This window comes from Glycomyces algeriensis (assembly GCF_027622855.1).
In the GTDB taxonomy this organism is placed as follows: domain Bacteria; phylum Actinomycetota; class Actinomycetes; order Mycobacteriales; family Micromonosporaceae; genus Glycomyces; species Glycomyces algeriensis.
The window spans coordinates 509,301-532,184 of record NZ_JAPZVR010000002.1 but is presented as its reverse complement, the minus strand read 5'-3'; the positions used below and the strand labels follow the sequence as shown (position 1 = coordinate 532,184).

Here is a 22,884-nt window from a genome sequence, read left to right as displayed (position 1 = left end):
AGGCTGGGCCGGGGCGGTGCCGGTCCGCGAGATGCCGATGTCTCCGAGGGGTTGAGCCGGTGCCGCCTCCACAATCGAACGAGCGAAAGCGAAGGGCCCCAGTGCAGATGCACTGAGGCCCTTCACTTGCTTCGGATCGTTACGTCAACCGTCGCTCACTGGGGAGCCTCGCCCTGGTGAAGACGAGCGCCCCGATCGCGGCGAGGACCGGCACGGCCACCAGGATGACGCCCATCGCGCCCCACGGCAGCTCCCACCCGTACGGCACGTCGAACGGGTAGGTGAACCGCAGCGGCCGGTTCAGCGCCTGCTGCACCATCGCGTAGCCGATGAGGCCGGCGACGGTGCCGAGCCCGGCGCCGAACGCCGCGATCATCACCGTCTGCCACATCGCGAACCGCTTCCGCAGGCCCGGTGCCGCGCCGACCGCGCCCAAGGTCGTCATGTCCTTGTGCTGCTCGGCGATGATGAGCCCGGTCGAGACCGCGGTGGCCCCGAGCGCGACGAGCGCGCACAGCCCGGACACGAGCAGCACCATGTAGAACGTGAAGTCGTCCTCGTAATCGGTGACGTGAAGCCACGCGCCCATGGCGGCGCCGCTGGTCATCGTCTCCAGGTCGGCGGAGATGGCCTCCGACACCGCGCCTTCCACCGGCGTCGAGGTCTCGACCAGGTACACCCGGTCGTACACGCTGGGGATCTGGCCCATCTGCTCCGCGGCCGCGGGGCTCAGGAGCAGCTTGTTGTAGCCCAGGAGCGAGTCGTCGACGGCCATCGCCGGCAGTTCCAGGAACTGCGGGTCGAACTCCTCGCCTTCGCCGGTCTCCTCGTCCCAGTTGAAGATCGTGCCCTCGAGCACGACCGTCCCCTCGTCGGTGAGCGCGAGCGGGTCGGCGACGAGCACGCCGCCGCGCTCGAGCATGGCCACCGCCTCGTCGAGCTGCGCGCCCTCGAACCCGGTGTACGCCGCCACGACCGTCGGATCGGCGCTCACGACAGTCCGGTCCGAGCTGACGCCGACGTCGTTCGAGTTCTCGTTGCAGTTCGGGTCCTCCCGCGCCGCTTCGACCGCCTCCCGCATCGCTTCGTCGGTGGCGGGCTCGGTCTCCCAGAACGAGCACCGGTTCGCCTCGGGCCGGGTCACGGTCCAGGAGCACTCCGCCGTCTCTTGGAACGCTTCGACGATGGGCAGTGTGCAGCCGTTCCAGCTCGAGTACATCGGGATCTCGGTGATCGCGAGGTCGTCGAGGTGGCGTTCGAGCACGGTGCGGGACTCCGCGAGCCCGGAGTCCCAGTCGGGCTCCTCGCCCTCTTCGAGATCGCCCATGCCGTTGTCGTACAGGTCCAGCGTCACCGCGCCCTGCTGCAACTCGATGACCTGCGACTGCTCCTTGCGTTCCGCGTCCGCGGTCACGATCATCGAGAACACCATGCCGGCGGCGACGACACCGAGCACCGCGGCGATCGCGGGCGCGGCCGAACCGCGGTTGCGCCCCGCCTCGCGCAGCGCCATGCGCGGCGCGAGCGGCAGCCAGCGGCCGAGCCTCGCCATGGCCGCCAGCAGCGCCGGCGTGCACGCCACGAGTCCCAGCTGCGCCAGGATGATCGCGGCGGACATGAGCGGCAGGCTCCACATCGAGACGCCCACGAGCCCCGAGGCGATGCCCGCGCCCAGCATGAGCAGGCCCACGACCATCCACCGCTTGGAGCCCTTGCGGCCCGGCGTGCGGCCCATGAGCGCCGCGACCACGTTGACGCGGGAGGCGCTGATCGCCGCCGCGAGCGCCGAGAGCAGGCCGGTCGTGATCGCGACCCCCACCAGGGCGAGCTGCAGCAGCGGCAGGACCTGCAGCCCCGCACTGCGGTAGCCGTAGATCCCCTCCAGGAAGGGGATGCCGGCGAACACCGCGAGGATGCCTATCGCGATCGCGATGAACGCGGCGATGACACCGAAGATCACGCCCCCGGCGAGCACGATCCGGCGGATCTGCGCCGGCGTCGCGCCGTTGGCGCTCATGAGCGCGAACTCGCGGGTGCGGCGGCGGGCGCTGATCGCGAACGCCGGCCCCGCCAGCAGGATCACCTCCATGACCACGGCAACCACGATGAGCCCGATGATCATGATGAACGAGTCGTCGAGCTCCGTCGAGTAGTAGTAGTCGTCGGCCGTCGGCCGGTCGACCAGCGAGCCCGCCCAGACGGTCACGCCCATCTCGTTGAGCGCGAGCGCGTCCTCGTACGTCAGCTCCTCGGGCGTGTCCAGCAGCCAGCCCCCGGTCGGCATCGGGAACATCGAGCCGATCGCGAACCGCTCGTTGAGGCTCCAGGGGATCTCGACGATCCCGCTCACCTCGGCCTCCTGCGTGCCGACGGTCTGGTCGGCCACGAGGGTGTCGCCGACCCCGAGCTCCAGGTGCTCCGCGGCGGCCTCGGAGAGGACCACCTCGCCCTTCCCGGGCGCCGAGCCGTCCAGGAACTCGATCCCGGCCTTCTCGTACAGCTCGTCGGTGAGGTTGTACCCGTAGGCGGAGATCGACCCGAGCCCGTCGGGGGTCTCGACCCGGATCTCCTCCCACCCGCCGCTCACGGTGTAGGGCACGATCCAGGAGCCGATCGGGAGCGCGTTGAGGATCTCGCCCTCGGTCGCGCCGTCCGCCCCCTCCACCCAGTCCTCGTCGCTGCCGTAAGAGGGCCACTGGTCGTTCCACGAGTACTGCTCGATGGGCACGCCGGCGCCGGTGTCCTGGATGAACGCGTCGTTCTCGCCCACGTACTGCTGCACCAGCTCCTCGTCGGAGAGGTCCATCGTGTCGTAGGCGCTCGCGCCGATGGCCACGGCCAGCAGCGGCAGGCCCAGCAGCGTGATCGACAATGCCGATCGTCCTTTGTAGCGCAAGGCCTCGCGGCGCGCGATCCTGAAAGCGAGACGTTGGCTCGCCAGCAGTCGTCCCACGCTACGAACCCGCGCCTTCGAGCAGGCTGTCCGCACCCGCGAGCGGCGCGGAGGAGTCCACGATCCGCCCGTCCCGCAGGAACACCACCCGGTCGGCCCAGCCCGCGTGCCGGGCGTCGTGGGTGACCAGGAGGCCTGCCGCGCCCGCGTCCACGCGGCGGCGCAGCAGCTTCAGCACCTCTTCACCGGTGTGCGAGTCGAGCGCACCGGTCGGCTCGTCGGCGAGCACGAGCCGCCGCTCGCCGATGAGGGCCCGCGCGATGGCGACGCGCTGCGCCTGCCCGCCCGAGATCTCGTCGGGGAACCGGTCGGCCTGCTTCACGTCCAGCCCGACCTCCTCCAGCGCCGCGAGCGCCATCTTGCGGGCCTTGCCCGCGGCGAGCCCGTCCAGCTCCAGCGGCAGGGCCGCGTTCTCGGCCGCCGTCAGGCTCGGCACCAGGTTGTAGTCCTGGAACACGTACCCGATGCTGCGCCGCCGCAGCCCCGCGAGCCGCTTCTTGTTCAGCGAGGCGAGGACGGTGCCCTCGACGAGGACCTCGCCCGAGGTGGGGGCGTCGAGCCCCCCGGCGAGGTTGAGCAGTGTGGACTTGCCGGACCCGGACGGGCCCATGATGGCGACGAGCTCGCCGGCCTCGATCGTGAGCTCGGCGTCGACGAGGGCGTGGACGAGGTTCTCGCCGGTGCCGTGGGTGCGGCTCACGCCTTTCAGGTGCAGAACGGTCATGGGGGGTACCGCGTTCTCTCTTAGTGGGTTCGGGTTCGGTTGCGTTCAGGCGTCGCGTCGGCCGAGTCCGGCTCGTCGACCGCGAAAGGGAACGGTGCGGGCAGTTCGGCGCGGGCCACGACGGCCTCCGTGTGGTCGAGCCACCGGATCTCGGCCTCGGCGCGGAAGATCATGGACTCCAGCACCAGGCGCCAGGCCAGTTCCGCGTGCTCCTCCGCCGCCTTGAGCCGCGTGTACTCCTGCAGCAGGCGCAGGGTCGCCCCCCGCTGCCGCTGGATGACGTCGGCGACGTCCACGCCGGGCGTGGTCACCGCCAGGGCCAGCTTGATCGTGAGCTCGTCGCGGGGCCGGTCCGCGGCCTGCACCGGCGAGGCGAACCAGCCCGCCAGGTGGCGGCGGCCCGTCTCGGTGATCCGGTACGGGCGCTGGCCGGAGTCGTTCTCCGGCAGGGCTTCGACGAGCTCGTCGCGTTCGAGCCGGTTGAGGGTGGTGTAGACCTGTCCGATGTTGAGCGGCCAGGTGTTCCCCGTGGCGCTCTCGAACGCGGCCCGCAATTGGTAGCCGTAGGCGGGTCCCCGTTCGAGCAGCGCGAGGAGGCTGTGCTTGACACTCATGAGCAACCTCGTATCGCTACTTCGCCTCTCCAGACGGAGAGATACCGAGTATGGCATAACTGGTATGCAGCTCGGGGATACGGGGTATGGAATTCTCGTTGAACGCTGTGGAACGGACCCGGGCTACGCGGGGCGGCCCGGCCAGGGGTCGGCGGCGGACTGGCCGACGGCGATGCGCCAGCGGGCCAGGGCGACCGCGGAGTCGCCGTACATCCGCAGGCAGAGCTCGCGCTCGTGCGGCTCGGTGGTGACGACGCCCGCGCGCCAGGTCGCGGTCACGTGCTGCTCGATGCCGAGCAGCAGCTCCTGCGCGGCGGCGGCGTCGGCGATCGGCTCGATGTCGTAGCCCGCCAAGGAAGGAGCGGCTTCGAGTCCGTGCTCGTCGTAGTAGTCCAGGAGCGCGTCGCGCCGCGAGCGGTGCTCGGACTCGAGCTCTTCGGCGATCCAGCGCGGGTCGCCGTCAAGATGCACCGCGGCGGCGCTGTAGGCGTAGATGGCGGCGTACTCGGCGGCGAGGCCGGTGTCGACGACGGTCATGCGAGCACCGCCGCGTGGGCGGCGCGGCAGGCCGCGATCTCGCTGAGGAGCACGGCGTAGTCCGATTCGGTCGTGAGGCAGGCGTCCCCGGCCTCCGCACTGGCGGCGGCCTCGGCCGCTGCGAGCGCGGCGGCGTCCGCCGGGAGCTCGCCGGTTTGGTCGGCGACCACATTGGGCCGCAGCAGTCGCTCCAATGTGGCGGCGTGGGTCAGGTGGTCCGCGGCGAAGTCGCCGAAGCCCAGGGCGTCGGAGGCCGCGGCCAGCGTGCGCGCGGCGTGGAGCGCGGCGGTGAGGTCCGCGTCTGACGTGATGATGTGCGCCGTCTCCCGGGTGCATCCGGCGGCCGTGAGAACGGCCGCCCCGACCAGGAGTCCGCGTCGGGTCGTGAACACCCCCCCAGTTTCCCAGGCTGCCTTTCCATTCTGTCCCCGGGCGGTTAATCTCGGCCGAACAGCCAACGGGAGGGAATTGCGCATGGGTGCTGAGCGGCAAGCCGAGGTGGAGGCGATCCTGGCTCCGGCCGTCGCCAAGATCGGATTCGATCTTGAAGGGCTGCAGGTCACCAAGGCCGGGCGGCGGCTGCTCGTCCGGGTACTCGTCGACAAGGACGGGGGGATCAGCCTGGACGATGTGGCGGTCGTCTCGAAAGCCTGCTCGAAGGCGCTGGACGAGGCGGACTCCACGGGCGGCCTCTTCGCCGAGACCGCCTATACCCTGGAAGTGTCCTCGCCAGGCGTGGACCGTCCGCTGACCGAGCCTCGGCACTGGCGGCGTAATATTGGGCGCTTGGTAGCCGTGCACATCGGGGAGGAGCCCTTCACTGGGCGCGTCACGGCCGCCAGCGAGCGGGGGATTGAACTAGAAGCCGACGGCGCGCGCCGCTCGGCTACCTATGCCGAGCTGGGGCCCGGCAAGGTGCAGATCGAGCTGAGATGAGCGTCTGCTCGAAGACGCGGCTCGCACGCCTTGAACGGCCGCGGTGAGGACAACTCAAGACTTAAGGAGAACGGGTGCATATCGACCTGGCCGCGCTGCGGTCGCTGGAACGCGAGCGCGACATCCCTTTCGAGACCATCCTCGGCGCTATCGAAACGGCGCTGCTGACCGCCTACAAGCACACCCCCGGGGCCGATGAGCGCGCGCGAGTAGTGGTGAACCGTGACAACGGTATCGCCAATGTCCTGATCCCGGTGGTGAACGAAGAGGACGAGATCGTCTCGGAACGCGACGACACCCCCGAGGGCTTCGGCCGCATCGCCGCGCAGACCGCGAAGCAGGTCATCCTGCAGCGGCTGCGCGAAGCCGCCGACGAGGTCAACTACGGCGAGTACTCCGGCAAGGAGGGCGACATCGTCACCGGTGTCGTCCAGGCCCACGGCGAGCGCAACGAGCGCGGGATCGTCACTGTCGACCTCGGCAAGATCGAGGCCACCCTGCCTCTCAACGAGCAGGTCCCCGGTGAGAACTACGAGCACGGCAAGCGCATCCGCGCGATCGTCATCCAGGTGAACCGCACCGCCCGCGGCCCCCAGATCACGCTCTCGCGCACCCACCCCGCCCTGGTGAAGAAGCTGTTCGCGTTCGAGGTGCCCGAGATCGACGAGGGCGCGGTGGAGATTCCGGCCATCGCACGTGAGGCCGGTCACCGTTCCAAGATCGCGGTGCGCGCCACAACGAAGGACGTCAACGCGAAGGGCGCGTGCATCGGCCCGATGGGCTCGCGCGTGCGCGCCGTCATGAGCGAACTCGGCGGCGAGAAGATCGACATCGTCGACTGGGACGCGGACCCCGCACGGTTCGTCGCGAACGCCCTGTCGCCGGCTAAGACCCTGTCGGTACGGGTGGTGGACGAGTCCACGCGGTCCACTGAGGTGATCGTCCCGGACTATCAGCTTTCGCTCGCGATCGGCCGCGAAGGCCAGAACGCCCGGCTCGCCGCGCGCCTCACGGGATGGCGGATCGACATCAAGTCCGACGCGCACGTCTCCGGCGGCGCGAAGGAGGAGACCGGCCCGGCCGGTGGCGGTCGGCGGTCCGGGAGGTAGACTGATCAGCGGATCGCAACGTGACGCAGCGGTAGTCCGCACTTGTGTGGGGTGCCGCAGACGCGCATCGGCCGGTGAGCTGCTGCGCGTCGTCGTTCAACGCTCTGAGGGTTCCCTGAATCGCTTGGTTCCGGACCCGCAGCGCCGCCTCAGCGGCCGCGGAGCACATGTGCACCACGACCTGAACTGCCTTGAACAGGCAGTTCGTAAGCGTGCGTTCGCCCGAGCCCTCAGAATCGAGGGAGCGGCAGACGTTGGAGCGGTGCGAGCCCATGTCGAGTCGGAGTCGGCCGAGAGGCCGACTCCCGCACACGAAGCAGGTATGGACCGAATGAAGACCACGCGATGAAGTTCTTCGAATGAACACGTTGCTAGTCGGTAGATAAGGTCGGCGGGCGCTGCCCGTACGACCTCGAATTGAGGAGTGCAGTGGCAGCAAAGCCCCGCGTACATGAACTTGCCAAGGAACTGGGCACGACGAGCAAGGAATTGCTCTCCCGCCTCGGTGACATGGGCGAGTTCGTGAAGTCAGCGTCGAGCACGGTCGAAGCGCCTGTGGCGCGTCGACTGCGGCAGGAATACGACGCCGCACAGGGCGCCCCGGCCGCGTCGGCCGGGAAGACCGAGTCCCCGACGCCTGAGCCCGCCAAGGCGGCCGCGGCCCCCAAGGGCCCGCGCCCGGCGGCACCGAGCCCGTCCAAGATCATGCAGGCCAAGGTCGAAGCCAAGGACGCCAAGTCCGAGGCGAAGGCCGAGGCCGAAGCCAAGAAGGCCGAGAAGAAGGCCGCCCCGAAGCCGGGTGCGGCCGCCGGTCCGAAGCCCGGCCCGAAGCCGGCCCCCGCGCCGGCCCCGGCCGAAGCCAAGCCCACGAGCGCCCGCGACATCGAGGTGGCCGCGGAGCAGAAGCGCGCCGAGGAACTGGTCAAGCGCCAGCAGGAGCAGGCCGAGGCCGCCAAGCGCGCCGCTGCCGCTCCGAAGCCCGGCCCCAAGCCCGCTCCGGCCGCCCGTCCGGGCGCGCCGAAGCCCGGCCCCAAGAACCCGTTCGGTGTCGGCGGTGCGAGCGCCAAGCCGCGTCCCGCTGCCGCCGACGGCGGCGCGGAGCGCCCGGGCGGTCCCCGTCCGAGCCCGCGCATGATGCCTCCGCGGCCGAACCCGGGCATGATGCCCGGTCGTCCGGCCGGCGGCGGTCGTGACGGCGGCGGTCCCCGCGGGGCCCGCGGCGGCGGTCGCGGCGGCCCCGGTGGCGGCGCAGGCCGCCCTGGTGGCGGCGGCGGTCGTCCCGGTGGCGGCGGCGGCAACTACCGCGGCACCTTCGGTGGCGCCGGCGGCGGCACTGGTGGCGGTGCCGGCGGTGCGGGCGGTTCCGGTCCTTCGACCGGCACGCCGACCCCGTACCGCGGTGGCGGCGGTCGCGCAGGCGGCGGCGGCAAGGCCCGCGGCGGCGGTGCGGCCGGTGCGTTCGGTCGCGGCGGCCCCCGAGGCAAGTCCCGCAAGTCGCGTCGTCAGCGGCGCCAGGAGTTCGACAACCTCGCAGCGCCGAGGATGCAGTCGGGCGCTCCGCGCGGCAACGGCGAGACCATTCGCCTGGCCCGCGGCGCGTCGCTCTCCGACTTCGCCGACAAGATCGGCACCCTGCCGGGCACGCTCGTCCAGGAGCTGTTCGGCCTGGGCGAGATGGTGACCGCCACGCAGTCGGTGTCGGAGGACACCTTCACGCTGCTCGGCGCCCACCTCGACTGGGACATCAAGATCGTGTCCCCGGAGGAAGAGGACCGCGAGCTGCTCTCGCAGTTCGGCATCGACCTCGACGCCGAGGACAAGGACACGTTCGTCGCGCGTCCCCCGGTCGTCACGGTCATGGGCCACGTCGACCACGGTAAGACGAAGCTGCTGGACGCGATCCGCTCGTCCAACGTCGTCGCCGGCGAAGCGGGCGGCATCACCCAGCACATCGGCGCGTACCAGGTGCACGTCGAGCACGAGGGCGAAGACCGCGCGATCACCTTCATCGACACCCCGGGCCACGAGGCGTTCACCGCCATGCGTGCTCGCGGTGCGAACGTCACGGACATCGTGGTGCTCGTGGTCGCGGCCGACGACGGCGTCATGCCGCAGACGGTCGAGGCCCTGAACCACGCGAGCGCCGCCGGTGCTCCCGTCGTGGTGGCGGTCAACAAGACCGACCTCCCCGACGCGAACCCGGGCAAGGTCCGCCAGCAGCTGACCGAGTACGGCCTGGTCGCCGAGGAGTACGGCGGGCAGACCATGTTCGTCGACGTGGCCGCCAAGCCGCGCATCGGCATCGCCGAACTGCTCGAAGCGGTGCTCCTCACCGCCGACGCCTCCCTTGAACTGGAAGCGTCGGAAGAGGGCAACGCGCAGGGCATCGCGATCGAGGCGCACCTCGACAAGGGCCGCGGCCCGGTCGCGAGCGTCCTGGTCCAGAAGGGCACGCTGCGGGTCGGCGACTCGATCGTCGCCGGCGGGGCCCACGGCCGCGTCCGTGCGATGCACGACGCCGACGGCAACCGCGTCACCGAGGCGACCCCGTCGTTCCCGGTGCAGGTGCAGGGCCTCGCGTCCGTCCCGATGGCGGGGGACGTGTTCCTCGCCGCCGACGACGACCGCATGGTCCGGCAGATCGCCGAGCAGCGCCAGGCTCGCCGCCGCGCCGCTCAGCAGGCGTCCCGCGTCTCGCGCACCACGCTCGAGAACCTCATGGACAAGATCGCCGAAGGCGAGCGCACCACGCTCTCCCTCATCATCAAGGGCGATGGCGCCGGTTCGGTCGAGGCCCTCGAAGAGGCCCTGGTCGCGCTGGAGATCCCCGAGGAAGTGCACCTGCAGGTCATCCACCGCGGCGTCGGTCCGATCACCGAGAGCGACGTCAACCTCGCCGCGGCGGGCGACGGCGAGTCGGCGACGATCATCGCCTTCAACGTTCGGGCCGAGGGTCGCGTCCGCGACATGGCCGAGCGCGAAGGCGTGGACGTCCGGTACTACACGGTCATCTACCAGGCGATCGAAGAGATCGAGACCGCGCTCAAGGGCATGCTGAAGCCCGAGTACGAGGAAGTGGCTCTCGGCACCGCCGAGATCCGCGAGGTGTTCCGCTCCTCGAAGCTCGGCAACATCGCCGGTGCGCTGGTCACGAGCGGTTCGATCAAGCGCAACGCGAAGGTGCGCCTCATGCGCGACGGCAACGTCGTCATCGAGACGACCATCTCCTCGCTGCGCCGGTTCAAGGACGACGCGACCGAGGTCCGCGAGGGCTTCGAGTGCGGTTTCACCTTGAAGAACTACAACAACATCGAAGAGGGCGACATCGTCGAGGCCTTCGAGATGCGCGAGAAGCCGCGCGTTTAGTGCGACTGCTCCAAACCGACGCCGCAGCGCGGCTCGGCGAAGCCTTTCGGGGCTTCCGCCGGGCCGCGCTGTCGGCCGTCTACGGCGACGATGCGATGCGCGCGGCCGACCGCGGCGACTACCGGGCGCTCCTCGCGCAGTGCGGGGACGACCGGCTGGGGGTGCTCACCCGACTGTTCGTGATCGGCGTGCCGGTCCCGGCCGAGGAGGCCGTGAGCGCATTGGCCCCCTTGGGTTTCGACGAGGCCCGCGAATGCGGCCTGGTGTGGGGGAACACGGAGTACCTGGCGGGCTGGGGCGCCCAGTTCTCCGATGACCGGCTGCTCTTCTCCGACCAGCTTCCGAACACGACCGGCGGCAGGACGCGCGAGCACGTGCTCGGCGTCGGCGGCGCCTCGAAACTCCTCCTGGACGTCACGCTCCGCACCCCGGTCGGCAGTGCGCTCGACCTGGGCACCGGCTGCGGCGTGCAGGCGCTCGGCCTCGCGGATCACGCCGAGCGCGTGACCGCCACGGACCTGAGCGAGCGCGCGGTGGCCTTCGCGGAGCTGAACGCGGTCGTCAACGGCGTGGAACTCGAACTGCTGCAAGGCGACCTGCTCGCGCCCGTGGAGGGGCGCCGCTTCGACCTGGTCGTCGCGAACCCGCCGTTCGTCATCGGCACCCCGGGATCGGGCTGGACCTACCGGGACGGCGGCCGCGAAGGCGACGGCCTCGCCGCCGAACTCGCAGCGGCCGCGGCCGACCTGCTCAACCCGGGCGGCACCATGCAGTTCCTCGCGAACTGGCTGCACGTGGCCGGCGAGGACTGGGCCGAACGCGTCACCGGCTGGTTCCCGGACGAGGGCCTCCAGGTGTGGGCCGTGGAGCGCGAGCGGCTCGACCCGCTCGACTACGTGCGCACCTGGCAGCGCGATTCAGGGGAGGACCACGACGCCGAGCAGGCCGCCGCATGGCTCGCCTGGTTCGAGACCGCCTCCGTCGCGGGCGTGGGCTTCGGCTTCATCAACGTGCGCCGGACCGAAGGCCCGACCACCGTGGTCTGCGAGGAGGCCCGCCACGCGGTCGAGACCCCTTGGCGCGACCGCGTCCAGGACTGGTTCGCCGTGCGCGACAGGGATCTCGAACCGGAGACCCTGTGGCAGGCGAGGCTCCGCGTCGCCGACGGTGTGGTGCTCCAGCAGACCGCCGGAATCGGCGACGAAGGCTGGGACGTCGATCGCCAGTGGCTCCAGCAGGCGAACGGCATGCGCTACGCCGAGGAGCTGGACCCGCTCCTGGTGCAGTTCATGGGCGCGTGCGACGGCGAAGCCGAAGTGCGCCTCCAGGTCCAGCTCCTCGCCGACACGTACGGCGCGGCCCCGGCGATGCTCTACGCCCAGCTCTACCCCGTGATCCGCCGCCTCGTCGAGCGCGGCTTCCTCGCGTTACGAGCGCAGGTAGGCCAGGACCGCCTTGACGCGGCGGTGGTGGTCGCCGTCCTCGCTGCTCAGCGTCAGCTTCGTGAAGATGTTGCGGATGTGCTTCTCGACCGCGCCGTCGGAGATGAAGAGCTTCTTGCCGATCGCCTTGTTGGAGTGGCCCTCGGCCATGAGGCCCAGGACCTCCTTCTCGCGCGGGGTGAGGGTCGCGACCGGGTCGTTCTTCCTGCGGCGCACCATGAGCTGCGAGACGACCTCGGGGTCGAAGACCGTGCCGCCCCCGGCGACCCGCTTCAGCGAGTCCATGAAGTCGTCCACGTCGATCACACGGTCCTTCAGCAGGTAGCCCACCGCGCCGCGGGCGTCCGCGAGGAGGTCGTCCGCGTAGGAGACCTCCACGTACTGGCTGAGGATGAGCACCGGCGCGCCCGGCACGAGCTCGCGCGCGCGGGTCGCGGCCCGCAGCCCCTCGTCGGTGAAGGACGGCGGCATCCGCACGTCCACCACCGACACGTCGGGCCGGTGCTCGGCGACGGCCTCCACGAGGGCGTCGCCGTCACCGACCTCGGCGACCACTTCGCAGCCGAACTCCTCCAAGAGCCTGACCAGGCCGGAGCGGATGAGCACGGCGTCATCGGCCACCACTACACGCACGGAACCTCCACGACGATCACTGTCGGACCGCCGTCGGGGGAGTCGATGGTCCACTGGCCCTCGACGGCTTTGACCCGGTCGGTGAGACCCGAGAGCCCGTGCCCCTTCGAGACGTGCGCGCCCCCGATCCCGTTGTCGCCGACCGAGAGGACCAGCCTATCCCCCCAGTCCTCGACCGCCACGGTCGCTTTGGACGCCTGTGAGTGCTTGGCGATGTTGGTCAGGCACTCGGCGGTCACGAAGTAGACCGTGCTCTCGACGCTGGCCTTGTACCGGCCGTTGAGGTTCGTCTCCAGCTCGACCGGCACGAGCGAGCGCGCCGCCAGGGCCGCCAGTGCCGCCGCGAGGCCGCGGTCGGTGAGGATCGGTGGGGCGATGCCGCGCGAGAGCGAGCGGAGCTCGTCGATGGTCTCCCGGGTCTGCGCGATCGCGGCCTCCAAGGTCTCCTGCGCCGCTTCGGGATTGGTCGCCAGCTGGCGCTTGACGCGGGCCAGCTCCATGCCCAGGCCCACCAGCCGCTGCTGCGGGCCGTCGTGGATGTCGCGCTCGATCCGGCGCAGCGCGTCGGCCTCGGCGGAGGTCGCCGCGTTCCGCGACTCCTCGAGCTGGTCGATCCGCTCGTGCAGGCCGCTGATCGACGTGAGCATCCCCTTGCCGACGAGCGCCTGGGCGAGCGCCAGGCCGCGCAGGACCGGGACCAGCGTCAACGCCATGAACACACCGCCGATCACCGCCAGGATCGATTGGGCCAGGTACGAGTCGCCCCACCCGAGCCACTCGGTGGCGTAGCGCAGGCCGTCGTCGCTGTCGTCGGTCGCCGCTCTGATGATCCACGAGTAGGCCGGGTACAGCAGCGCGGCGACGGTCGCACACCACCACGAGATCGCCACGGCGAACCCGGTGATGGCGATCGGCAGGATCGCGACGGCCCACAGCACGTTGAGCCACGACTGGCCGTCCGTGAGCGGGGTCAGGTACCGGCGCAGCGCCGAGGCGTCCTCGCGGGCGCGCTTGTAGCGGGGGCGGGGCAGCTCGCGCCGCAGCACCGCCGGGAGCATCGACCGGCCGGCGGCGGCCATGCCGCGCATCGCGAAGAGGGTGGCGGCGGCGATGGGCACGCCGATCCAGATGACGGCGGTGCCGACGCCGAGCACGGTGCCTGTCACGCCGATGATGAAGGCGGGCAAGGCGATGAAGAACATCGACAGCAGGTAGCCGGTGTCGATGCCCAGTTGTCGCAGGGTTTTACGCATGCCTCAACACTAGAAAGGCCGAGCCGCCCCCGCGACCCGGCCGTCCTGTGTCTTCCTGGTAGGGACAGCCCTACCTCAGTACGCTCCCGCCCCAGGTTGGCGCGGCTCCCGCGTGGCGATCCCGGCCACCGAATTGAGCAGGCTCAGGATGCAGATCCCGATGACGAAGTTCAAACCGGCCGTCGCGATCTGCGACTCCAGATCGGCCACCACCGTGAACGGGATGAGCACGCCCACCGCGATCACCAGCAGCATGATCCACACGAAGAAGCTCATCGGCCGCGGCATGAGCAGCAGCAGGAGGTGCACGACCCCGGTCGCGAGGATCGCGACCGCGAACGCCCCGAACGCGTAGGTCGTCGTCATCGCGTCGCCGTACGCCCCCGCGTCGGACGGCGAGAGGATGTGGATCCCGAAGACCCCGCGCACGAGCAGGATGCCCACCAGCGCGACCAGCGCGGCGACCACCGCCGTGCCGAAGCCGCCCGCCCACAGCTTCGCGGCGTCGACCGCGGGCCGCTGCGGCTGCGGCTGCGCCGACGCCGGGTACCGCCTCGTCGGTTCTTCGTGGTTCCCGACCCACCCGCCCTGCGGTGCCGACATGGTTCCTCCTTCTCGGCGAAGCCCCGGACCGCGAAACGGCCCGCTCTTCGGCCCCATGGTGGCAGCAACTCGTGACGGAGGTCGCGAAACCGGTGTTTTCGGGCGGCTTTAAACGTCTTGGGGATGTCGGAGGCGGCGCGTAATCTAGAGCGGTGTTCACCGGTTGCGCAGAATTCGACCTCCTCCTCCCTCAGGACTCCCGCTCGCTGAAGGCCAAGCGCTCCTACGTGCGCCCGATCGTCGCCTCGCTGCGGAAGTACGAGGTGGCGGTGGCCGAAGTCGGCGACCAGGACGTCCACGGCCGCACCACCATCGGCGTCGCCGCCGTGGCCGGCGAGAACCGGCACGTCCAGGAGCTCCTGGACGCCTGCGAGCACCACATAGCGGGGCGACCCGAAGTGGAGCTCCTGAGCGCCAGGCGGCGCGTCTTCGGCCCGGAAGACGAATAGGCGCGCGAGCGTTGCAAGGCCAGTAGCGGCGCGCCCGACCGGCGGGCCGCAGAACGGACCCGGCGGAGCCCGGCGGGCCGTGCATGAGTATGGCGCATCCGAACCGAGGTGCGCGTGAAGCGGAAGGCAGGAATGCGATGGCAGACGCGGCGAAGCGAGCCCAGGTTTCCAAGCGGGTCATGGAGCTGACCGCCCAGGCGGTGCGCAAGCTCAAGGACCCCCGGGTCGGCATGGTCACCATCACCGATGCGCGCATGACCCCCGACCTGCGCGAAGCGACGGTCTTCTACACCGTCCTCGGCGACGAAGAGCACGTCAAGGCCTCCGCGGCCGGTCTGGAGCGCGCCACCGGGCACCTCCGCACCACCGTCGGACGCGCCCTCGGCATGCGCCACACGCCGTCCCTCACCTTCGTGGCCGACACCGTCCCCGACCAGGCCAACCGCATCGAGGAACTCCTCGCCAAGGCCGCCGCGGCCGACGCCGAGGTCCACAAGATCGCCGAAGGCGCCGCCTACGCGGGCGACGAGAACCCGTACATAGAGAAGGACGCGGAGGAGGACTCCGAGGAGTCCACCCGGTGACCCCGGCGACGCGGGACGCCGCACCGCGCCCGGCCTCGTACCGGCGCATCGCGTCCCTCGCGGTCCCGGCCCTGGTCGTGCTCGCCGCCGAGCCGATCTACCTCCTCATCGACACGGCCGTCGTCGGCCACCTCGGCGCGGTCCCGCTCGGCGGCCTCGCCCTCGGCGGCGTCATCATGGGCCTCGCGCCGTTCATCGGCGCGGTCCTCGCCTACGGCACCACCGCCCGGGCCTCCCGCCGATTCGGCGCCGGGGACCGGCCCGGCGCGGTGGCCGAAGGCGTCCAGGGCACCTGGCTCGCGCTCGCCGCCGGCCTGGCCATGATCATCGCCTTCCAGTTCCTCGCCGGGTCCGTCGCCGGTCTCATGGGCGACGACCCGGCCGTGGAGGCCGCCGCCGCCGAATGGCTGCGCGTCGCCGTCCTCGGCGCTCCGTTCCTGCTCGTGGCCGGCGCCGGCCAGGGCTGGATGCGCGCGGTCCAGGACACCAAGCGCCCCATGTGGTTCGTGACGGCTTCGTTCCTGCTCTCAGCCGTGCTCGCGCCGGTCCTCGTCTACCCGGTCGGCCTAGGCCTCGTCGGCTCGGCCTGGGCGAACGCCGTCGCGCAGGCCGTCTCCGGCGTCCTGTTCCTCCTCGCGCTGCGCCGCGAACGGGTGCCCCTGCGCATCGACCGGCAGCTCATGTCGAAGCAGCTCGTCGCCAACGGCGACCTGATCATCCGCGGCATCGCCTTCCAGGTCAGCTCCTTCTCGGCCACCGCCGTCGCCGCGCGCGTCGGCACGGTCGCGCTCGGCGCCCACCAGATCGGCATGCAGCTGTGGTTCTTCGCGGCGCTGGCGCTCGACGCGGTGGCGATCGCGGCTCAGGCCCTCATCGGCGCCGACCTCGGCGCGGGCCGGCCGGACGCCGCGCGCGCCACCGCGAAGCGGCTGACGATCGTCGGCTTCGGGTACGGCGCGGCCTTCCTCGTGGTCGTGCTCGCGCTGCTCCCGGTTTTGCCGGACCTGTTCACCGCCGAAGTGGGCGTCCACGACCAGCTCGGCTACATCTGGCCGTGGCTGGTGCTGCTCCTGCCGGTGGCCGGGGTGGTCTTCGCGCTCGACGGCGTGCTCATCGGCGCGGGCGACCTGCGGTTCATGCGGAACATGACCGTCATCTCGATCGCGAGCGGCCTCCCGTTCACGTGGCTCACGCTCGTCTTCGGGTGGGGCCTCACCGGCATCTGGGGCGGCATCGCGGTCTTCATGCTCGTGCGGCTCGGCATGATCCTCTGGCGCCTGCGCTCGGGTGAGTGGGCCGTCACCGGAGCCGAACGCTCCTGAAAATCTCATCCCACTATGTGAATTGTGCGCAGCATTTTTCCTGAACCTTCGTTAAGGTCTCGAGGATGAAGACTGATGCATCGACTCGACGGAAGCGCCGCACCCGTCCCGATAATTGGGACGAGGAGAAGGCGGAGGCACTGCGCGCCCTTCAGGAATCGCTCGACCGGCACCAGTAGCCACCCGCGCGGCGGGCACGGTCCGGGGCGCGGTTAGCCTCTACGACCGTGACCACAGTGCCGCCCTCATCCGCCAAGTCCGCGCGCCCGGTGCAGCCGGGCCTCATCGTCGTCGACAAGCCGCAGGGCATCACCTCGCACGGGGTCGTGTCCCGGATGCGCCGCATCTGCGGCACCCGCAAGGTCGGCCACGGCGGCACCCTCGACCCGATGGCGACCGGCGTGCTCATCGTCGCGGTCGGCAAGGCCACCAAGCTCTTGACGTACGTGTCGGGCCTGGACAAGTCCTACACGGCGACGATCCGGCTCGGCCAGGCCACCGTGACCGACGACGCCGAAGGCGACGTGACCGAGAGCGCCGACGCCTCTGCGGTCGCCGACGCCGCGATCCGCGAGGGCCTCGCGGCGATGACCGGCGAGATCGACCAGGTGCCGAGCGCGGTGAGCGCGGTGAAGATCGACGGCCAGCGCGCCTACAAACTCGTGCGCGACGGCGAGAAGGTCGAGTTGAAGGCGCGGCGGGTCACGATCGCGTCCATCGCGGTCGAGGCGATCCGGCGCGAGGGCGAGTTCGTCGACGTGGACGTCGACGTGTCGTGCTCTTCGGGCACGTACATCCGCGCGATCGCGCGCGACCTCGGGACTGCGCTCGGGGTCGGCGGGCATCTGACCGCGTTGCGGCGCACCAGGATCGGCGGATTCGGGATCGATGTCGCCGCGACCTTGGAGACGCTGGGGGAGCGGTCCGAGGCGGGCGCGCCGCTGGGCGCGCTCGCGATGGGCGAGGCGGCGGCGCGGCTCATGCCGACGCGCACGGCGACCGAGGCTGAGGCGAAGGCGCTGTCGTACGGCAAGCAGCTCGAGCCGGTCGGCATGGAGGGACGCTACGCGGTCCTCAGCGAGGACGGCGACCTGCTCGCGGTCATGATCGAGCGTGACGGCAAGGCGAAGCCGGAGACGGTCTTCGCCGCGGCGAGCTGAGATCGTGGCGGTGTGCGGTGTTCAAGGGCTCCTCGTACGGATTCAGTGTCCTTGTGATCGGGCGGAGTCGCGGAAGGCGATCGGGGTGGTGCCGGTTCGCTGGGTGAAGAACTTGTTGAAGTTGGTGGCGCTGCTGAAGCCGAGCCGTTCGCCGATGCGGGCCGCGGGGATCGAGGAGCAGGCGAGCATGCGCTTGGCCTCCAAGACCACCCGGCGGTCGATGAACTCCTTCGCCGGGATCCCCGCCGCCGCGAGCGTGGCTCGCGACAGGGTCCTGGGGGAGTAGGCGAGCGCCTCGGCGTAGTCGCTGAGCCGCCGCGAGTTCGCGTAGTCCCGCTCGACCGCGTCCCGGAACGCCAGGTACACCTCGCTCGGGTCCGGTCCCGCCTGCGGCGCGGGCAGGCTCACGACCCGCAGCACCAGCACCGCGAGCAGGTGCCGCAGCACCTGCAGCCGCGTGTCCAGCGGCAGTTTGTCCGCCGAGTGCTCCCACTGCAACTGCGTGGTCGCCGCGCGCAGCAGCGCGTGGTCCTCGCTCGACGGGACCCGCACCGCCGGAGCGTGCGGGTCGTCGACGCACACGCCGATCGCCGTGTCGGGGTCCAGGAACTCGGTCGCGAAGCGGATCACGGTGCCCTCGGCCCCGTCGAGGCCGCCCCACTGCTGCACCTGGCCCGGCCGCGCCCACAGCCACTGGCCCGGCGCGAGGTCGTGCTCGGTGAAGTCCACCGAGTGCCGCATCGATCCGGACGTGAGGGTGAGCAGGCAGTGCCGGTCGGACCGGAACGGCCGCGCCAGCGCGGGAGCGCCGCCGCTCGCGCGCAGCCGCGCGAGCGTCAGGATCTCGATCAAGGGACCGCGGCCGTCGTGCCCGGCCGCCTCCGGAACGGGCCCGAAAAGGTGGCCCGTTATGTCATCTTGTCGCGTATTCACCAGCATCGACGGCAAGTTTATCCCTTTTATCGTGGTTCCACGTTGTGTCTCGATCATAGGGCCGAGCCGCCCAGGAAACTTGTTTAAATTTGAAGTAGTGTAGTCCGCATGGCTGAAACCAAGACCGTCGACTTCTGGTTCGACCCCGCCTGCCCGTGGGCCTGGATGACCTCCCGCTGGATCATCGAGGCCGCGAAGCTCCGTCCGATCCACGTCCGCTGGAACGTGATGAGCCTCTTCGTGCTCAACGAGCCGAACCTCGACCAGCTCCCCGAGAAGTACCGGGCCCTCATGCCCAAGACACTGCCCGCGGTGCGCGTCGCGACGGCCGTGGCCCAGCAGTACGACAACGAGACCCTCGGGCGCTTCTACACCGCCCTCGGCAACCGCATCCACCTCGGCGCCGAGAAGGACGCCGAGGTCTACATCCCGGCCGCGCTCGAGGCCGTCGGCCTTCCGGCCGAGCTCGCCGACGCCGGCAAGAGCGAGGAATGGGACGAGGCCCTCAGGGCCTCGCACCAGCGCGGCATCGGCCTCGTCGGCACTGACGTCGGCACCCCGGTGGTGGCCGTCGAGAACGACGAGGGCGTGCAGGTCGGCCTCTTCGGCCCCGTGGTCACCCCCGCTCCGCAGGGCGAGGCCGCCGCGAAGCTGTGGGACGGCGTCTACGCCGTGGTCACGACCCCGGGCTTCTACGAGCTCAAGCGCTCGCGCACCGACGGCCCGAACTTCGACAACCTCACCGCCGACCTCTAGACGGCGCGAACACTAAGGCCCGCAACGCTTTGCGTTGCGGGCCTTAGTGTTCGTCTCGTTTAGCCGACCTGGGACAGCCAGGACTGCTCGGTGCCGCCCGCGGCCTGGCGGTACGGCCGCAGTTCCCGGTCCCACTCCAGGCCCAGCAGCTGGTCCAGCCCGTTGCGGAGCGCCTCGGCGCTGGTGGTGGTCGCCAGCAGCGCGCGGATGCGGTCCTCGGCGATCATGATGTCGCCGCCGGCGCTCATCGCCGCGCGGTAGATGCCGCGGCCGGGGACGTGCATGATCCGCTCGCCGTCGACGCCGGCGCTCGGGTCCTCGGTGATCTCGAACCGCAGCATCGGCCACTGCGCGAGGGCCTTCGCGAACTCGGCGCCCATGCCGGCGTAGCCGGTCCAGGGGCGCTCGGCGCGCATGGTGGCGCGCTCGGCGTGCTGCGGGGTCCATCCGAGCTTGACGCCCTGGCTCGCCGCGGAGCCGGAGCGCTCCAGGACCCGTCCGATCGCCCACTCGACATGCGGGCAGACCGCAGACGGGCTGGAGTGGATGTAGATCACGCCGCGTGTCTGCATCGCGCACCTCCTTGGGAATCGGCGTATCTGAGTACTGGCTCACTCCTTGTGGTCATTTCATAACGACTTGAAGTCGTGCAACGGGTATCGGCCGGGATGAGAGTGGGATGAACTCGAACCCGGCACGCTATTCCGCTCAGTTACATACTGACAGCTTCGAAAGCATCGCGCTAGGCTTAAAGCGCCCCGGGGGCTCACTTTTTCGATCATTCGATGCGTCACACCCGGTACGTGTGCTAGTCGCCGCAGCCGCCGCCTGAGCTAGACTTGCGCATGACCGGCGGACTGTCGGTTTTCTTTTGTGGTCCAACCCAGGTTCAGAGCCCGCCTTTCGAGCTGCTCTCCCTGCGCCGGGCCGAAGATACGTCGTAACGACATGGTGAGGAGACCGGCGTGGCAGCCAACACTTCCAAGACAGCACGCGCTTCCGTCAAGGCCGGCCAGAAGGGCGGCTCCGCTGGCGGACTCAACGTCCTCGGCGAGTTCAAGTACCTGATCCCGCTCAACAACGGGAAGCACGTGTACCTGCGCAACCTGACCAACGGCAAGACCCTGCACCTGGCCACCGGCTCCGAGGCGTTCACCGAGGCCGTCAAGGCCCTCGCCGCCGCCGGTCACGGCGCGAAGATCAAGGCCGAGATCGAGGGCCTCGCGGCCAAGCAGCCCGCGGACCAGGGCTGGGACACCACCCTGAAGACCCTCGAAGAGGCTGACGCTTTCGCCGCCGAGGCCGTCGCCGCCTAGGTTTCGCACCCGCGAACTTCGCGCTCCATGCCCGAGAGGGCGTGGGGCGCTTTTTTCGTTCCCGGTCGGACCGCGGTCCCGAATTGCTCGATCGCCTGTTCGAATGCGCGATCTAAACCGAACTGCGGATCTCGTCACCGTGATCCGCGTCTTAAGGAACCGTGCCTATGCAAATTGCCGGTCGCGGTTTATCAAGGGTCACTTCGAATAGGCCCTTGAACGCGCACGCCTCACCCGATCGGACGATCCCCAATGGGGCGAGCGTCTCCGGCCGGCGGCTCAGTCGGGCAGATCGGCGGTGCAGACCGGTTCCGACATCGGCACGTCGTCGACGGCCCGCAACACGCCCACGGTGAAGCAGTAGTCCTCGCCGGGGATCAGGCCCGCGGCGGAGAACTCGGTCGCCGTGGTGCCGTCCGGGTTGAGCGGCTCGGCCTTCTCGTCGCCCACCCGCTGGGCGAAGACGATGTACCGCAGGCCCTCGGCGTCCTCGGCCGCGCCCCAGGTCAGGCTCACCGAGCCGTCCTCCCACGACGCGATCGTGAGCTCCTGCGCGGCGTCGCCCGCGGTGTTCGCCTGGTCGAGGTCCTCGGCGTCCCGGTTCGGGGAGATGAGCCACAGCCACACGGTCATGATGCCGCCGAGCAGCACCGTGATCGTGAGCCCGAGGTACACGTACGACTTGAGGCTGCGCTCGTCCTTCTGCTTCGGCTGCACCGGCTTGGGCGCCTTGTACGCCTGGGTCTTGCGCGGCTTGGACCCGTCGCGGCCGATCACCGGCGGCGCGAACACCTGCTCCTGCACGGAGGACTGCGGCGACTGCGGCGACTGCGCTGCCTGCTGCCCCCACGGCATCGGCGGCGGCTGCATGCTCACCGGCGCCTGCGGGGGCGCGGAGTACGGGGCGATGCCGGGAGCGGCGTGGAGCGCGCTCTGCGGCGCGCCGGAGAACGGCTGGGCGCTCATGGGCGCCCCCGAGAACGGCTGCCCGCTCATCGGCACGCCCGAGAACGGCGCGGCCGAGACCGGCCCGCCCTGCGTCCCGCCCTGGGCGAGGCCGTCGAGCTGCGCGTACCGCGGGTCGACCGGGTGGCCCAGCTCCCCGGCGTAACCGCCGGTGCGGCCCCCGGTGATGCCGCCGCCGAGCGTGCCGCCCCGGTCGGGCATCGGCATCTGCTGCACGGGCGCGAACGGGTCCAGCGGCACCCGCGTGCCGCGCGAGGCGACCTCGGGCCGGTAGACCGTCTCCTCGTTGCTCACGTCGCCGATCACGGCGGGCGCGGCGGCCTTGCCGACCCCGCCGCCGTACATGCCGCGCTGGAGCTCCTCGGCGAACGCCTGCCCCGAGGCGGGGCGGCGGGCCGGGTCGCGAGAGAGGCCGCGCACGAGCAGGCTCTCGAGCCATTCGGGGACGTCGTCGCGGGGGAGTTTCGGCGGCGGCGCGTCGGAGGTGACGCGCTCGCGGTGCGTGTCGGGGTCGGTGCCGCCCTGGGGGTTCGCGAACGGCGCGTACCCGGCCAGGAGGTGCCACATGCTCGACGCGAGGCTGAACAGGTCGCTCGCGGAGGTCTGGGCCTGGCGCAGGAGTGCTTCAGGGGAGGCGTGGAGCGGCGTGAGCTTGTCGATCGCGGCGGTCGCGGCCAGCGAGGCGGGGGTGCGCGCGATGCCGAAGTCCGCCAGTGCGGGCCCGTACTGGCCGCGCAGGATGTTCTGCGGCTTGACGTCCCGGTGGAGGATGTCCGCGCTGTGCGCGGCCTGGAGCGCCTGCCCGATCTTGACGCCCATGTCGATCACGTCGTCCACGGGCAGCGGCCCGCCGGCCTTGAGGATCGCGGAGTAGGAACCGCCCTCGCAGTACTCCATGACGATGTACGGCTGCCCGGCGTCGGTATGCCCGGTGTCGATGATCGAGACGATGTGGGGGTGGTTCGAGACCGCGACGGTGGCCTCGAGCTCCTTCTCGACCGAGTCCGCGGTGGTCATGTCGTCGTCGACGAGCAGGACCTTGACGGCGACCGTGCGGTCGAGCCGCTCCTGGACGGCGGTGTAGACGAACGCGGTCGACCCGTGCGCGACCATCGCGAAGTCGCGGTAGCCGGGGATGGCAGGAGTGGGGGAGCTCAAGGCGAGGGCTTCCTGTCAGAAGGCGACTGTGCTCATGCACGGCTCGCAAGCTTCGCCGTGTGCATTCCTG

The 22,884-nt window shown here is 70.5% G+C and carries 21 protein-coding genes and 1 pseudogene; 11 read left to right on the top strand and 11 right to left on the bottom strand.

Annotation, left to right across the window (positions count from 1 at the left end; all coding sequences use genetic code 11):
- Positions 1-139: 139 nt before the first annotated feature.
- From O2L52_RS05680 to O2L52_RS05660, 5 genes are all read right to left on the bottom strand, one after another.
- A complete protein-coding gene (locus O2L52_RS05680) occupies positions 140-2,872 on the bottom strand; it encodes an FtsX-like permease family protein (protein WP_270114363.1) in 2,733 nt (910 codons plus the stop codon).
- 82 nt (positions 2,873-2,954) lie between these two features.
- The gene (locus O2L52_RS05675; protein ID WP_270114362.1) at positions 2,955-3,677 is read right to left on the bottom strand and encodes an ABC transporter ATP-binding protein; all 723 of its coding nucleotides are present in this window, start codon (positions 3,675-3,677) and stop codon (positions 2,955-2,957) included.
- Positions 3,678-3,697: 20 nt separating this feature from the next.
- Positions 3,698-4,291, bottom strand: a complete 594-nt coding sequence (locus tag O2L52_RS05670) for a PadR family transcriptional regulator (RefSeq protein ID WP_270114361.1) — start codon at positions 4,289-4,291, stop codon at positions 3,698-3,700.
- A 123-nt stretch (positions 4,292-4,414) separates the two neighbouring features.
- Positions 4,415-4,828, bottom strand: coding sequence for a DUF4439 domain-containing protein (locus tag O2L52_RS05665; RefSeq protein WP_270114360.1), 414 nt, complete (start codon positions 4,826-4,828; stop codon positions 4,415-4,417).
- Positions 4,825-5,220, bottom strand: a complete 396-nt coding sequence (locus O2L52_RS05660) for a hypothetical protein (protein WP_270114359.1) — start codon at positions 5,218-5,220, stop codon at positions 4,825-4,827. The genes O2L52_RS05665 and O2L52_RS05660 overlap by 4 nt, the downstream gene beginning before the upstream one ends.
- Before the next feature lie 82 nt (positions 5,221-5,302).
- Between O2L52_RS05660 and rimP the strand changes: the two genes are divergently transcribed.
- From rimP to O2L52_RS25555, 5 genes and pseudogenes are all read left to right on the top strand, one after another.
- Positions 5,303-5,764, top strand: coding sequence for a ribosome maturation factor RimP (gene rimP, locus O2L52_RS05655; RefSeq protein WP_270114358.1), 462 nt, complete (start codon positions 5,303-5,305; stop codon positions 5,762-5,764).
- A 74-nt stretch (positions 5,765-5,838) separates the two neighbouring features.
- A complete protein-coding gene (gene nusA / locus O2L52_RS05650) occupies positions 5,839-6,873 on the top strand; it encodes a transcription termination factor NusA (RefSeq protein ID WP_270114357.1) in 1,035 nt (344 codons plus the stop codon).
- Between the two features lie 4 nt (positions 6,874-6,877).
- Positions 6,878-7,222, top strand: coding sequence for a YlxR family protein (locus tag O2L52_RS05645; protein WP_373897053.1), 345 nt, complete (start codon positions 6,878-6,880; stop codon positions 7,220-7,222).
- Between the two features lie 80 nt (positions 7,223-7,302).
- A complete protein-coding gene (infB, locus tag O2L52_RS05640) occupies positions 7,303-10,239 on the top strand; it encodes a translation initiation factor IF-2 (RefSeq protein ID WP_270114355.1) in 2,937 nt (978 codons plus the stop codon).
- Positions 10,152-11,651 (top strand): annotated as a pseudogene (locus tag O2L52_RS25555) (methyltransferase); the annotation flags it as partial. The gene infB and the pseudogene O2L52_RS25555, both read left to right, overlap by 88 nt.
- A 15-nt stretch (positions 11,652-11,666) precedes the next feature.
- Here O2L52_RS25555 and O2L52_RS05630 read toward each other — a convergent pair.
- The 3 genes from O2L52_RS05630 to O2L52_RS05620 all read right to left on the bottom strand — a co-directional run bounded on the left by O2L52_RS05630 (position 11,667) and on the right by O2L52_RS05620 (position 14,170).
- Entirely contained in the window at positions 11,667-12,314 is a 648-nt protein-coding gene (locus O2L52_RS05630; RefSeq protein ID WP_309299881.1) for a response regulator transcription factor, read from the bottom strand.
- Positions 12,305-13,567: a sensor histidine kinase gene (locus O2L52_RS05625; RefSeq protein WP_270114354.1), complete on the bottom strand. Its 1,263-nt coding sequence runs from the start codon at positions 13,565-13,567 to the stop codon at positions 12,305-12,307. The genes O2L52_RS05630 and O2L52_RS05625 overlap by 10 nt, the downstream gene beginning before the upstream one ends.
- A 75-nt stretch (positions 13,568-13,642) precedes the next feature.
- Positions 13,643-14,170, bottom strand: a complete 528-nt coding sequence (locus O2L52_RS05620; protein ID WP_270114353.1) for a DUF6069 family protein — start codon at positions 14,168-14,170, stop codon at positions 13,643-13,645.
- 152 nt (positions 14,171-14,322) lie between these two features.
- Between O2L52_RS05620 and O2L52_RS05615 the strand changes: the two genes are divergently transcribed.
- The 4 genes from O2L52_RS05615 (at position 14,323) to truB (ending at position 17,685) form a co-directional block, all read left to right on the top strand.
- Positions 14,323-14,619, top strand: a complete 297-nt coding sequence (locus tag O2L52_RS05615) for a DUF503 domain-containing protein (RefSeq protein WP_270114352.1) — start codon at positions 14,323-14,325, stop codon at positions 14,617-14,619.
- Between the two features lie 137 nt (positions 14,620-14,756).
- Positions 14,757-15,203 (top strand): 30S ribosome-binding factor RbfA, encoded by a 447-nt coding sequence (gene rbfA / locus O2L52_RS05610; protein ID WP_270114351.1) that lies wholly within the window; start codon positions 14,757-14,759, stop codon positions 15,201-15,203.
- Positions 15,200-16,525 carry an MATE family efflux transporter gene (locus O2L52_RS05605; protein WP_270114350.1) on the top strand — a complete coding sequence of 442 codons (1,326 nt, stop codon included), beginning with the start codon at positions 15,200-15,202 and terminating at the stop codon, positions 16,523-16,525. The genes rbfA and O2L52_RS05605 overlap by 4 nt, the downstream gene beginning before the upstream one ends.
- Before the next feature lie 227 nt (positions 16,526-16,752).
- A complete protein-coding gene (truB, locus tag O2L52_RS05600) occupies positions 16,753-17,685 on the top strand; it encodes a tRNA pseudouridine(55) synthase TruB (protein WP_270114349.1) in 933 nt (310 codons plus the stop codon).
- Positions 17,686-17,727: 42 nt separating this feature from the next.
- On the opposite strand, the gene O2L52_RS05595 is transcribed toward truB, so the two are convergent.
- Positions 17,728-18,537 (bottom strand): AraC family transcriptional regulator, encoded by an 810-nt coding sequence (locus O2L52_RS05595; RefSeq protein ID WP_270114348.1) that lies wholly within the window; start codon positions 18,535-18,537, stop codon positions 17,728-17,730.
- A gap of 189 nt (positions 18,538-18,726) precedes the next feature.
- Here O2L52_RS05595 and O2L52_RS05590 point away from each other — a divergent pair, with 189 nt between their 5' ends.
- Positions 18,727-19,374 (top strand): mycothiol-dependent nitroreductase Rv2466c family protein, encoded by a 648-nt coding sequence (locus O2L52_RS05590; protein WP_270114347.1) that lies wholly within the window; start codon positions 18,727-18,729, stop codon positions 19,372-19,374.
- Positions 19,375-19,433: 59 nt separating this feature from the next.
- Here the strand turns inward: O2L52_RS05590 and O2L52_RS05585 are convergent, their stop codons facing one another.
- A complete protein-coding gene (locus O2L52_RS05585) occupies positions 19,434-19,946 on the bottom strand; it encodes a DUF3145 domain-containing protein (protein WP_270114346.1) in 513 nt (170 codons plus the stop codon).
- A 393-nt stretch (positions 19,947-20,339) separates the two neighbouring features.
- On the opposite strand from O2L52_RS05585, the gene O2L52_RS05580 reads away from it, so the two are divergent.
- A complete protein-coding gene (locus O2L52_RS05580; protein ID WP_270114345.1) occupies positions 20,340-20,690 on the top strand; it encodes a hypothetical protein in 351 nt (116 codons plus the stop codon).
- 279 nt (positions 20,691-20,969) lie between these two features.
- Here O2L52_RS05580 and O2L52_RS05575 read toward each other — a convergent pair whose 3' ends face one another.
- Complete coding sequence (locus tag O2L52_RS05575) at positions 20,970-22,814, bottom strand: protein kinase domain-containing protein (RefSeq protein ID WP_270114344.1); 1,845 nt, start codon at positions 22,812-22,814, stop codon at positions 20,970-20,972.
- Between the last annotated feature and the right edge of the window lie 70 nt (positions 22,815-22,884).

What these genes read in the sequence shown, in the direction of transcription:
- O2L52_RS05675 (WP_270114362.1), bottom strand. Translation starts at nt 3,677, where the DNA reads ATGACCGTTCTGCACCTGAAAGGCGTGAGCCGCACCCACGGCACCGGC.
- O2L52_RS05670 (WP_270114361.1), bottom strand. Translation starts at nt 4,291, where the DNA reads ATGAGTGTCAAGCACAGCCTCCTCGCGCTGCTCGAACGGGGACCCGCC.
- O2L52_RS05665 (WP_270114360.1), bottom strand. Translation starts at nt 4,828, where the DNA reads ATGACCGTCGTCGACACCGGCCTCGCCGCCGAGTACGCCGCCATCTAC.
- rimP (WP_270114358.1), top strand. Translation starts at nt 5,303, where the DNA reads ATGGGTGCTGAGCGGCAAGCCGAGGTGGAGGCGATCCTGGCTCCGGCC.
- O2L52_RS05625 (WP_270114354.1), bottom strand. Translation starts at nt 13,567, where the DNA reads ATGCGTAAAACCCTGCGACAACTGGGCATCGACACCGGCTACCTGCTG.
- O2L52_RS05620 (WP_270114353.1), bottom strand. Translation starts at nt 14,170, where the DNA reads ATGTCGGCACCGCAGGGCGGGTGGGTCGGGAACCACGAAGAACCGACG.
- rbfA (WP_270114351.1), top strand. Translation starts at nt 14,757, where the DNA reads ATGGCAGACGCGGCGAAGCGAGCCCAGGTTTCCAAGCGGGTCATGGAG.
- O2L52_RS05590 (WP_270114347.1), top strand. Translation starts at nt 18,727, where the DNA reads ATGGCTGAAACCAAGACCGTCGACTTCTGGTTCGACCCCGCCTGCCCG.
- O2L52_RS05585 (WP_270114346.1), bottom strand. Translation starts at nt 19,946, where the DNA reads ATGCAGACACGCGGCGTGATCTACATCCACTCCAGCCCGTCTGCGGTC.